Origin of the sequence: Microbacterium sp. CPCC 204701, from assembly GCF_004010105.1 — a bacterium.
In the GTDB taxonomy this organism is placed as follows: Bacteria; Actinomycetota; Actinomycetes; order Actinomycetales; family Microbacteriaceae; genus Microbacterium.
The window spans coordinates 1-11,251 of the sequence record NZ_RRYE01000066.1 but is presented as its reverse complement, the minus strand read 5'-3'; the positions used below and the strand labels follow the sequence as shown (position 1 = coordinate 11,251).

The window sequence follows — 11,251 nt, the reverse complement described above, 5'->3', positions numbered from 1 at the left end:
GGCCGCGCCCGTCACCGACTGGGCCGTCGCGCCGATCCCGTCTGACGCCGACGCTCCGCCTCCCGACCCGGGTCCCGCCGCGATCCCGGTCGACGTGTCGGCGCAGTTCGCCGTCGATGACGAGCCCGAAGACGCCGTCGCCGGCACACGCACGCGCACCGCGACGCTCGCTCCGCCGCGCGAGGGCGACATCCTGCCCCGGGAAGACGTCGCACCGTCGATCGAGAGCGACGCGAACGATGACACCGAGGACGCCACGGACGCTCTCGACACGGCCGACGCGCCGGTGCCTCCCACCGTCGCACCGCCGCTCGTGCCCAGGGTCACGACGCGCAACGACGGCGTGCAGCGGTACGGCGAGGCGGTCATCCGCCAGGTGCTGGGCGCGACCTTCGTCCGCGAAGAGCCCTACGAGCCGCCCACGAGGTTCAGCTAGCCCATGTACGACGGCATCGTCCAAGACCTCATCGACGAGTTCGGCCGACTTCCCGGCATCGGCCCCAAGTCTGCGCAGCGCATCGCGTTCCACATCCTCCAGACCCCGAACTTCGACGTGTCGCATCTCGCCGAACTGCTGAGCGTCGTGCGCGAGAGGGTGCGCTTCTGCGAGGTGTGCGGCAACGTCTCGGAGCAGGATCGCTGCTCGATCTGCCGCGATCCCCGCCGCAACCCGACGCTGATCTGCGTCGTCGAAGACGCCAAGGACGTCGCGGCGATCGAGCGCACGCGCGAGTTCCGCGGGCTCTACCACGTGCTGGGCGGCGCGATCAGTCCCATCGCCGGGGTCGGACCCGACGACCTGCGCATCGCACAGCTCATGCAGCGACTGGCTGACGGCACGGTGCAAGAGGTCATCCTCGCGACGAACCCGAACCTCGAGGGCGAGGCGACGGCGACCTACCTCAGCCGCCTGCTGCACACGCTCGAGATCCGCGTCACCCGCCTGGCGTCCGGGCTGCCCGTGGGCGGCGACCTGGAGTACGCCGACGAGGTCACCCTCGGGAGGGCGTTCGAGGGGCGGAGGTCGGTGTGACAGCCGTTCAGCGCTTCGACACGCGTGCCTGGCTGCTCTTCGGCGCGATGGCACTGCTGTGGGGCGTTCCGTACCTGTTCATCAGCATCGCGGTCGAGACGTATTCGCCGGCAGCCGTGGTGGCGGGGCGCACGCTGCTCGGCGGACTGCTGCTGCTGCCGTTCGCCCTCAGGCAGAAGGCTCTGCGACCGGCGTTCTCGAAGATCGGCTGGGTGCTGGCGTTCGGCGCGATCGAGATGGCGGGGCCCTTCCTCCTGCTCGGCCACGCCGAGCAGACGCTGCCCTCAGGACTCACGGGGCTTCTCGTGGCGACCGTCCCGCTCTTCGCGGCGCTCATCGCGTTCGGCGGCGGCGACCGCTCGATGCTCAGTCCCGCGCGACTCATCGGACTCCTCGTCGGCTTCGCGGGGGTCTTCGTGATCGTGGCCGGTCCCGGTCTCGCCGTCGAGGGCGGCGGCGGTCTCGTGGCCGTCGGTGAGGTGCTCCTCGTGGCCGCCCTCTACGCGATCGCCCCCTTCGTCATCGCCACCAAGCTGCGCGACGTGCCCGCGCTCGGCACCATCACGCTTGCGCTGTTCGCAGTCGGGATCTTCTACACGCCGATCGCGGTCCTCACCCAGGGTCAGGTGCCCTCGATCGAGAGCACGCTCTCGCTCGTCGCACTCGGCGTGCTGTGCACCGCGGTCGCCTTCATCGCGTTCTTCGCGCTGATCGCCCGCGTCGGTCCGGTGCGCGCGCCGCTGTTCACGTATGTGAACCCTGTGGTGGCGATCGTGCTCGGCACGATCATCCTCGCCGAGCCGCTCACGCCCGGGCTGCTGGTCGGATTCCCGCTCGTCATCCTCGGCTGCTGGCTCGCCGCGACGGGCGGCCGGCTCCGCGCGATCAAGCCCGAGCCCGCGCGCGAAGAGCACAAGGCCGAGCCGGCGTCAGAACTACCTCCGGTCGCGCCGAGCTGACCCTGCGAAGCCGGGCGGCGCCGCGTCGGCAGCCTCCCGTGTGCTGCAGTTCCTGTCGTGGCGCATCGGATCTGAGGCGCACGACGGGGGTCCGCAGCCCCGGTTCGACGGATCGCCTCAGCGCAGCACCTCGACGAGCACGATCCACGAGACCAGCAGGGCTGCCACGATTGCGGTGATCGACCCCACGGCGAACCAGACCAGCCCCTGGCCCTCACCGGCGGCCAGCAGCCAGCCACCCACGAGGTATGCCAGCGGTGCGATGAATCCCACCGCAGCCTTGCCCCAGCGAAGGCGATTCTGCGGATGCCGGTTCTGGAAGATGTGTCGTGAAGCCTGCACCTGGAACGCGCCGGCCCCGAGCGCGAGCAGGATCATCGCGATGCCGTACGCCGGGCGTCCGAGGTCCGGAATGAGCCCGATCGCCGAGCCGGCGAGCGCGAGAACGAGGCCCGCGATTCCCGCGGCGAGCCGGGCGGTGAGCGAGGCCTCCTTGATGATGTCGCCGATGTTCACGCTCGCGGCGACGATCACGAGGCCCGCCAGGGCGGCCGTCGCGCCGACCATCGCGACGTTGAACTCCGACCACGCGTCGACCAGCTCCATGCTCGGATGCTAGCGGTGACCGCAGGCCGCCGCGAGTGCGCCGCCGCGTCACATGGCCGGGGGCTCACGGACGCGTCCGTAAGATTGACGTTCGGGCGTGGCATCCGTTTCCGCCCCTCGAAACACGCGTGGAGTTTTCATCGTGGCGCTGATCGTCCAGAAGTACGGCGGATCGTCGGTCGCGGATGCCGAGAGCATCAAGCGGGTCGCGAAGCGCGTCGTCGACACGCGCCGCGCCGGCCACGACGTCGTCGTCGCCGTCAGCGCGATGGGCGACACGACCGACGAGCTCCTCGATCTCGCGGCGGAGGTCGCGCCGATCCCGGCGCCTCGAGAGCTCGACATGCTGCTCTCCAGCGGCGAGCGGATCTCGATGGCGCTGCTCGCGATGGCCATCCACTCGATGGGCTTCGAGGCCCGCTCGTTCACCGGCAGCCAGGCAGGCATGATCACGACCGCCGACCACGGCTCGGCGCGCATCGTCGACGTCACGCCGGTGCGTCTGCGAGAGGCGCTCGACGAGGGAGCGATCGTCATCGTCGCGGGCTTCCAGGGCTTCAACCGCGACACGCGTGACATCACGACGCTCGGCCGCGGCGGCTCCGACACGACCGCGGTCGCGCTCGCCGCGGCACTCGACGCCGACGTGTGCGAGATCTACAGCGACGTCGACGGCATCTTCACCGCCGATCCGCGCGTCGTCCCGAGGGCCCGCAAGCTCCGGGTCGTCTCGGCAGAAGAGATGCTCGAGCTCGCCGCGAACGGCGCGAAGGTGCTGTACATCCGCGCCGTCGAGTACGCGCGCCGCCACGGCGTGCTCATCCACGCCCGTTCCACGTTCAGCTCGGGCGTGGGAACCTACGTGCTCGGCCCCGGGATGAGGATTCCCGACGGCCACGAGGGAGAAGAGATGGAAGAGCCCATCGTCGCCGGAGTCGCCACCGACCTCGGTCAGGCCAAGATCACGATCATCGGCGTGCCCGACGTGCCGGGCAAGGCCGCCGAGATCTTCAAGGTCGTCGCGAAATCCGGCGCCAACGTCGACATGATCGTGCAGAACGTGTCGGCGGCGGCGACGGGCCGCACCGACATCTCATTCACCCTCCCCAAGACCGACGCCGCGACCGCGCTCAAGGCGCTCGCAGCCGAGCAGACCGAAGTCGGGTTCGAGAACCTCGTTCACGACGACCAGATCGGCAAGCTCTCGGTCGTCGGCGCCGGCATGCGCACGCACTCCGGCGTCTCGGCGACCCTGTTCGAGGCGCTTTCGATCGCCGGGATCAACATCGAGATGATCTCGACCTCCGAGATCCGCATCTCGGTGGTCGTGCGGGGCGACGACCTTACCGAGGCCGCGCGCGTCGTCCACACCGCGTACGGCCTCGACGGCGAGGCCGACGCGACCGTGTACGCCGGCACCGGCCGCTGAGCCCCCGCGGACACGTCGCGGATTCCGCTGTCGGCGGTCGTCGGCATCCCGTCGCCGCCCGATTCGACGAGCCATCCATCACCGTCCTCGTCCCGCCGGGGGAGTGGCTCTCCGTCCGCCACGAGGGACCGGTCGAGTCCGTCGACGACACGTTCGGCGAATCCCACGAGCTGCGGATCCGTCTGCCGCGCGCGCGTAACGCGGCCCGGCCGCCTCTGGCCCGGCGGTAGAATCGGGCAATCCCGCGCGTCCGACGGTGCCCGCGCGTTCGCTCCACGCTGAGGAAACACCATGACCCGCATCTCCGATTCAGGACTCTCCGTCGCCGTCGTCGGCGCGACCGGCCAGGTCGGGACGGTCATGCGCGAGATTCTCGCGGAGCGCAACTTCCCGATCCGTCAGCTGCGGCTGTTCGCCACCGCACGCTCGGCCGGCTCGTCGGTCGAGTTCGCCGGTCACGACATCCTGATCGAGGATGTCGCGACCGCCGACCCGTCGGGCATCGACATCGCCCTGTTCTCGGCCGGCGCCACCGGCAGCCGCGCCCACGCCCCGCGCTTCGCCGAGGCTGGTGCGGTCGTCATCGACAACTCCAGTGCCTGGCGCATGGACCCCGACGTGCCGCTCGTCGTGAGCGAAGTCAACCCGCACGCGATCGCCGAGGCCGAGAAGGGCATCATCGCGAACCCGAACTGCACCACCATGGCGGCCATGCCGGTGCTCAAGGTGCTCGACGCCGAGGCGGGCCTCGAGAGGCTCATCGTCTCGACGTACCAGGCGGTGTCGGGTTCAGGCCTCGCCGGCGCGCAGGAGCTGCTCGGGCAGGTCGAGGGCGTGCTCGCGCAGGGGCGCACGCTCGACCTCGTCCACGACGGCTCGGCGGTCGACTTCCCCGAGCCCGAGAAGTACGTCGCGCCGATCGCGTTCGACGTCATCCCGTTCGCGGGCAACCTCGTCGACGACGGCCTCAACGAGACCGACGAGGAGAAGAAGCTCCGCAACGAGAGCCGCAAGATCCTGGAGCTCCCCGCCCTCCGCGTCGCGGGCACGTGCGTGCGCGTTCCGGTCTTCACCGGGCACTCGCTCTCGATCAACGCCGAGTTCGCCCGCGACATCACCCCCGAGCGTGCGCGCGACCTGCTCGCGTCCGCTCCGGGCGTCTCACTCGAGGAGGTGCCGACGCCCCTGCAGGCGGCCGGCAACGACCCGAGCTACGTCGGCCGGATCCGTGCCGACCAGTCGGCGCCCGAGGGTAAGGGCCTCGTGCTCTTCATCTCGAACGACAACCTGCGCAAGGGCGCGGCGCTCAACGCGGTGCAGATCGCCGAGGTCGTCGCCGCCAACCTCGGTGTGAACGCCTGACCTTCCGCCGGCTTCGGCATGGGGATGACGGATGCCTCGGGCCGAGGCATCCGATCGCTTGCCGTCGTCGCAAGAAGCGCAGGACTTTCGGCTCGCTGAGACGCCCCTGGCCGGGGGCGCCTCCGGGCGCGAATAGAATCATGTGGTGACCGAAACGCCCGACGCGAGCCTGCCCGATCCGGACGACAGCACCCTTCCGGGAGGCACTGTCGATGTGCTGCTGATCGGCGGCGGGATCATGAGCGCGACGCTCGGCACGCTGCTGCAGGAGGTGCAGCCCGATCTGAAGATCGCGGTCTTCGAGCGGCTGAGCGACGTCGCGCTCGAGAGCTCGAACGCGTGGAACAACGCCGGCACGGGCCACGCCGCGCTGTGCGAGCTGAACTACATGCCCGAGGGCAAGGACGGCTCGGTCGATCCCGCGAAGGCCGTCTCGATCAACGAGCAGTTCCAGCAGAGCCGCCAGCTGTGGTCTTCGCTCGTGGAGGAAGGCGTGATCGACGAGCCGTCGACGTTCATCAACTCGACGCCGCACATGACGTTCGTACGAGGCGAGAAGGACGTCGCGTACCTCAAGAAGCGCTATGAGGCGCTCAAGGACCAGCCGCTGTTCGCCGGCATCCAGTACAGCGAGGACTCGCGCGTCATCAACCAGTGGGCGCCGCTGCTGATGCAGAAGCGCCGCAAGGGCGAGCCGTTCGCGGCCACGCGTGTGCCCGCCGGCACCGACGTCGACTTCGGTGCGCTCACGCGCCAGATGTTCGCGCACCTCGCCGAGAACGGCGCCGACGTGCGCACCAACACCGAGGTCCGGCGCCTCACGCGCCTCACCGACGGCACGTGGCGCGTGAAGTACCGTCGCACGATCGGCCGCACGCCGGGCGAGATCCGCGCGAAGTTCGTGTTCGTGGGGGCCGGTGGCTGGGCGCTCAAGCTGCTGCAGCGGTCAGGCATCCCCGAGATCAAGGGCTACGGCGTCTTCCCCATCGGCGGGCAGTTCCTCAAGACCACGAACCCCGCGATCGTCGCTCAGCACAAGGCGAAGGTGTACTCGCAGGCGTCGGTCGGCGCGCCGCCCATGTCGGTGCCCCACCTCGACACCCGTGTCGTCGACGGCGAGGCGTCGCTGCTGTTCGGCCCGTTCGCGACGTTCAGCCCCAAGTTCCTCAAGACCGGCTCGTGGTTCGACATCGTCGGCCAGGTGCGCCCGAGCAACCTCGGCCCGATGCTGAAGGTTGCGTGGGACAACCCGAGCCTCATCACCTACCTCGTCGGCGAGCTGCTGAAGAACCACGGGAAGAAGGTCGACAGCCTCCGCGTCTTCATGCCGACGGCGAAGGACGAGGACTGGGAGATCATCCAGGCCGGCCAGCGCGCTCAGGTGATGAAGAAGGACCCCGAGAAGGGCGGCATCCTGCAGTTCGGCACCGAGGTGGTCACCGGCGCCGACGGCACGATCGCGGGGCTCCTGGGCGCCTCGCCGGGTGCCTCGACGGCCGCCTCCATCATGCTCGGCCTCATGAAGACGTGCTTCCCGGACCGCATCCAGGCGTGGGAGCCGCGCCTGCGCGAGCTGATCCCCAGCTACGGCGAGACGCTGAACCCGCGACCGGAGATCGCCGAGCAGACCGTCACCGAGACCGCCAAGACGCTCGCGCTCACCGCGTAGCCCGGAGCACACCCGGGAACGCCATGAGGCTGTGGTCGCTGCATCCGTCGATCCTCGACAGGATGGCCCTGGTGGCCTGCTGGCGGGAGGGACTGCTGGCCCAGCGCGTGCTCACCGGCACGACGCGGGGCTACGCGCGCCACCCGCAGCTCGAGCGCTTCCGCGCGAGCGTCGACCCGCTCGACGCCATCGGGCATTTCCTGATGTCGCTGGGTGCCGAGGCAGGCGCGCGAGGCTATGTCTTCGACGGCACGCGCGTGCTGCGACCGGATGCCGCGAACCCCGGCATCCCGGTCACGACCGGCCAGCTCGAGTTCGAGCTGGAGCATCTGCGTCGCAAGGTCGTCGTCCGCGATCCGCCATGGCTGCCGCGGCTGCCCGCAGTCGCGGCGCCATCGCCGAGCCTCATCGAGGTGCCGGGTGGCGTCGAGCCGTGGGAGCGAGGCGTTAGCGAGCCCTAGGGCGGCGGCGTGGGGGCGCTGACTCCCGGCATCCGGGCTCGACTACGCTCGATCCGTGGCCAAGCTCTACTTCCGATTCGGCGCGATGAACTCCGGCAAGTCGACCTCTCTGCTCCAGGCCGCATACAACTACGAGGAGCGCGGGCAGCATGTGCTGCTGGCGAAGCCCGTGATCGACACCAAGGGCGCCGATCAGATCGACAGCCGCCTCGGCGTCAAGCGCACCGTCGACTTCCTCGTCGGTCCCGACGACGACGTGCGCGCGCTGTTCGCCGAGCATCGCGATCGGGTGAAGCGGGATGCCGCGGCAACCCTCGTGCCCGAATCCGAGGAGCACGAGGTCGACGTCGCGTGCCTGCTCATCGACGAGGCGCAGTTCCTCACGCGGGAGCAGGTCGACGATCTGCTGCGGATCGTCGTGCTCGACGGCGTGCCGGTGCTGGCGTACGGCATCCGGACCGACTTCCAGACTCACGCCTTCCCCGGCTCGGCCCGCCTGCTCGAGGTCTCGCACAGCCTCGAAGAGCTCAAGACGATCTGCCGGTGCGGTCGCAAGGCGCTCTTCAACGCGCGCCTCGTCGGCGGGCGGTTCGTGTTCGACGGCGATCAGGTGGCGATCGACGAGCTCAGCGCGGACCGTGTCACGTACGAATCGCTGTGCGCCGAGGACTACCTGCGCGCGTCGCGCGGGCGATTGAGCTGACGCCGGGCGTCACGCCGTCTCAGGCGCCTTCGCGCGCCGGCGGCGGGGAAGCGGCACGAGCATCGAGGTGGTGCGCTGATAGTCGGCGTACGCGGGGTACTTCGAGGCCGTGATCGACTCGGTGAAGATCGTCGAGCCGATGAAGAGCACCGTGAGCAGTGCGGCGCCGACGATCGTCCAGTTCAGCCAGCCGCCGCCGTGGGCGACGAGCGCGACGGCGCCGATCGCGTAGAACGCCCACCATTGCGCCTGCTCGAAGAAGAAGTTGGGGTGGCGGCTGTAGGCGAAGAGCCCCGTCGTGAGGAAGCCCGGCTCGAGGGTGCCGCCGGCCGCCTTCTTGGCCCGGTGAAAGTCCCACTGCTGCTGGTCGGCCACGGTCTCGCCGACCAGGAACGCGGCGAACAGCACCGCGAATGCGGCATCCCACCCGTTGAACGGCACCGGATACTGCCACGCGATGTATGCCGGAAGCGAGATGAGCACGAGCAGCGCGTTCTGGAACAGGACGATGAAGAGGAGGTTGAAGACCTGGAACTGCCACCGCTTCATGCGGGCGCGGAGGATCGCCCAGCGGTAGTCCTCCATACCGGTGTAGCCGCCTTTGCGCGCGAAGTTGAAGGTCAGGCGCGCGCCCCACGCGGTGACGAGCAGCGCCATCACCACGAGCCTGGTCGCATCGGCGCCCGCGACGAGCGCGGCGACGGCGAAGATCCAGACGTAGACGACCGGGACGATCGACCACAGCCGGTCGACCCAGGACGTCTCGTTCGTGACGAGCGAGGTGATCCAGCAGAAGGCGCTCGCGGCGCCCGCGACGATGAGGACGAGCAGCAGGGGGTCCATGCCGCCAGAGTAGCGCCCGCGGGCGACGCTGCTCGACGACGACGACGACGACGACGTCGCCGACGTCACGTGCTTGAGTGTGGTCGGACCACAGGCTATTGTGGTCCGACCACGACACGACGAGGAGACACGTGGCATCCACTCCGACGACGGCGCCAATCGAGGCGCCCGCCGCGCGCGCGTGGCAGGTCGTGCTCGAGCGCATCGAGACCGATCTGCTCGACGGCACGCTCCAGCCGGGCGACCGTCTGCCGCCCGAACGGGAGCTGGCGACAACCCTCGGCGTGGGGCGGTCGAGCGTGCGCGAGGCGCTGCGCGTGCTCGAGGTGATGGGGCTGATCCGCACGGGGACGGGCTCGGGCCCCACCTCCGGCGCGATCATCATCGCGACTCCCCAGGGCGGCATGTCGGCGCTCCTGCGCCTGCAGGTCGCCGCTCAGGGCTTCCCGCTCGACGATGTCGTCTCGACCCGTCTCGTGCTCGAGTCCGCGGTCGTCCACGCCCTCGCCGCGGACCCTGCGCGCTCCACCGAAGCGGCCCGTGCCGTGGTCGACGCGATGGACGCCGACGACCTCACCCCGGCCGAGTTCCTCGCCCTCGACGCCCAACTGCATCTCGCCCTCGCCGAGGCGTCGGGCAACGTGGTCATCGCCGCGATGATGGCGGGCCTGCGGACCGCCATCGAATCGTACGTGCGGCAGGGCGCGTCCCAGATCCGGGATTGGGATGCCACAGCCGCGCGCCTGCGCCGCGAGCACCACGCGATCCTCGATGCGGTGGAGGGCGGCGACCCCGACCTCGCGCGCACACTCGTCCACGACCACATCACCGGCTATTACGCCCAGGCGGGCCTCGCCCGCTCCGCCGACTGAAGACCGAGAGGGACCTTATGGTCACCCGTCAGCTGCCCAAGCCGTCCGAGCTGCTCGAGCTCATGCAGTTCAAGAAGCCCGAGCTGAACGCGAGGAAGCGCCGCCTCGAGGCCGCGCTCACCATCTACGACCTCCGCACGATCGCGAAGCGGCGTACGCCCAAGGCCGCGTTCGACTACACCGACGGCGCCGCGGAGGGCGAGCTGTCGCTGACGCGCGCCCGTCAGGCGTTCGAGGATGTCGAGTTCCACCCCAGCATCCTGCGTCCGGCCGAGAGCGCCGACCTGTCGACCGAGATCCTGGGCGGCCCGAGCTCGATGCCCTTCGGCATCGCGCCGACCGGCTTCACGCGACTCATGCAGACCGAGGGTGAGAGCGCCGGTGCCGCCGCGGCCGGTGCCGCGGGCATCCCGTTCACGCTCTCGACCCTCGGCACGACGTCAATCGAGGACGTCAGGAGAGCCAACCCGCACGGGCGCAATTGGTTCCAGCTGTACGTCATGCGCGACCGCGAGATCTCGTACGGCCTCGCCCGCCGCGCCGCCGAGGCGGGGTTCGACACGCTGCAGTTCACCGTCGACACCCCGGTCGCGGGCGCGCGCCTGCGCGACAAGCGCAACGGCTTCTCGATCCCGCCGCAGCTGACGCTCGGCACGATCATCAACGCCATTCCCCGCCCGTGGTGGTGGTACGACTTCCTGACGACCCCCAAGCTCGAGTTCGCGTCGCTGTCGACCACCGGCGGGACCGTCGGCGAGCTGCTCAACGCCGCGATGGATCCCACGATCAGCTACGACGACCTCGCGATCATCCGCGACCTCTGGCCGGGGAAGATCGTCGTGAAGGGCGTGCAGAACGTCGAGGACTCGAAGCGTCTCATCGACGCCGGCGTCGACGGCATCATCCTGTCGAACCACGGCGGGCGTCAGCTCGACCGCGCGCCGATCCCGTTCCGCCTTCTCCCGGAGGTCGTGCGCGAGGTCGGCAAGGACGCCACGATCATGATCGACACCGGCATCATGAACGGTGCCGACATCGTCGCCTCGATCGCGCTCGGGGCGAAGTTCACGCTGATCGGCCGGGCCTACCTCTACGGACTGATGGCCGGCGGCCGCGAGGGCGTCGGCCGCACGATCGAGATCCTGCGCAGCGAGATCGAGCGCACGATGAAGCTCCTGGGCGTCTCGACCATCGCCGAGCTCGAGCCGAAGCACGTGACGCAGCTCACGCGCCTCATGCCGCTCGCCGGGGCTCCCGCCGACGCGGTCGGCGGCGGAGCACCCCGCGTGCGCGTGGCGTCGGGTGCGGCGGCCC

Annotated in this window: 11 protein-coding genes and 1 pseudogene; 10 read left to right on the top strand and 2 right to left on the bottom strand. The window is 69.8% G+C overall.

Translation table 11 applies throughout. The features are described from left to right. The 3 genes and pseudogenes from EIO58_RS19280 to EIO58_RS06515 form a co-directional block, all read left to right on the top strand. Positions 1–436, top strand: a pseudogene (locus EIO58_RS19280) (DNA polymerase III subunit gamma and tau); the annotation flags it as partial. 3 nt (positions 437–439) lie between these two features. After that, positions 440–1,033, top strand: a complete 594-nt coding sequence (recR, locus tag EIO58_RS06520) for a recombination mediator RecR (RefSeq protein ID WP_127818838.1) — start codon at positions 440–442, stop codon at positions 1,031–1,033. Beyond that, the gene (locus EIO58_RS06515; RefSeq protein ID WP_127818837.1) at positions 1,030–1,992 is read left to right on the top strand and encodes a DMT family transporter; all 963 of its coding nucleotides are present in this window, start codon (positions 1,030–1,032) and stop codon (positions 1,990–1,992) included. Before recR ends, EIO58_RS06515 begins: the two co-directional genes overlap by 4 nt. Before the next feature lie 117 nt (positions 1,993–2,109). Here EIO58_RS06515 and EIO58_RS06510 read toward each other — a convergent pair whose 3' ends face one another. Beyond that, positions 2,110–2,598 (bottom strand): hypothetical protein, encoded by a 489-nt coding sequence (locus EIO58_RS06510; RefSeq protein ID WP_127818836.1) that lies wholly within the window; start codon positions 2,596–2,598, stop codon positions 2,110–2,112. A 142-nt stretch (positions 2,599–2,740) separates the two neighbouring features. Between EIO58_RS06510 and EIO58_RS06505 the strand changes: the two genes are divergently transcribed. The 5 genes from EIO58_RS06505 to EIO58_RS06485 all read left to right on the top strand — a co-directional run bounded on the left by EIO58_RS06505 (position 2,741) and on the right by EIO58_RS06485 (position 8,222). Beyond that, entirely contained in the window at positions 2,741–4,027 is a 1,287-nt protein-coding gene (locus tag EIO58_RS06505) for an aspartate kinase (protein WP_127818835.1), read from the top strand. A 291-nt stretch (positions 4,028–4,318) separates the two neighbouring features. Further along, complete coding sequence (locus EIO58_RS06500) at positions 4,319–5,389, top strand: aspartate-semialdehyde dehydrogenase (RefSeq protein ID WP_127818834.1); 1,071 nt, start codon at positions 4,319–4,321, stop codon at positions 5,387–5,389. Positions 5,390–5,558: 169 nt separating this feature from the next. Beyond that, the gene (locus EIO58_RS06495; RefSeq protein ID WP_274543194.1) at positions 5,559–7,058 is read left to right on the top strand and encodes a malate:quinone oxidoreductase; all 1,500 of its coding nucleotides are present in this window, start codon (positions 5,559–5,561) and stop codon (positions 7,056–7,058) included. Between the two features lie 23 nt (positions 7,059–7,081). Further along, positions 7,082–7,519: a pyrimidine dimer DNA glycosylase/endonuclease V gene (locus EIO58_RS06490; protein ID WP_127818832.1), complete on the top strand. Its 438-nt coding sequence runs from the start codon at positions 7,082–7,084 to the stop codon at positions 7,517–7,519. Between the two features lie 55 nt (positions 7,520–7,574). Next, a complete protein-coding gene (locus EIO58_RS06485; RefSeq protein WP_127818831.1) occupies positions 7,575–8,222 on the top strand; it encodes a thymidine kinase in 648 nt (215 codons plus the stop codon). 9 nt (positions 8,223–8,231) lie between these two features. On the opposite strand, the gene EIO58_RS06480 is transcribed toward EIO58_RS06485, so the two are convergent. Then, positions 8,232–9,065, bottom strand: a complete 834-nt coding sequence (locus tag EIO58_RS06480) for a DUF1295 domain-containing protein (protein WP_127818830.1) — start codon at positions 9,063–9,065, stop codon at positions 8,232–8,234. Positions 9,066–9,196: 131 nt separating this feature from the next. Here EIO58_RS06480 and EIO58_RS06475 point away from each other — a divergent pair, with 131 nt between their 5' ends. Together EIO58_RS06475 and EIO58_RS06470 are read left to right on the top strand one after the other, a co-directional pair. Further along, a complete protein-coding gene (locus EIO58_RS06475; protein ID WP_240658611.1) occupies positions 9,197–9,937 on the top strand; it encodes a FadR/GntR family transcriptional regulator in 741 nt (246 codons plus the stop codon). Positions 9,938–9,954: 17 nt separating this feature from the next. Further along, on the top strand, positions 9,955–11,251 hold a 1,297-nt coding region (locus tag EIO58_RS06470; protein ID WP_240658610.1), incomplete at its 3' end, for an alpha-hydroxy acid oxidase.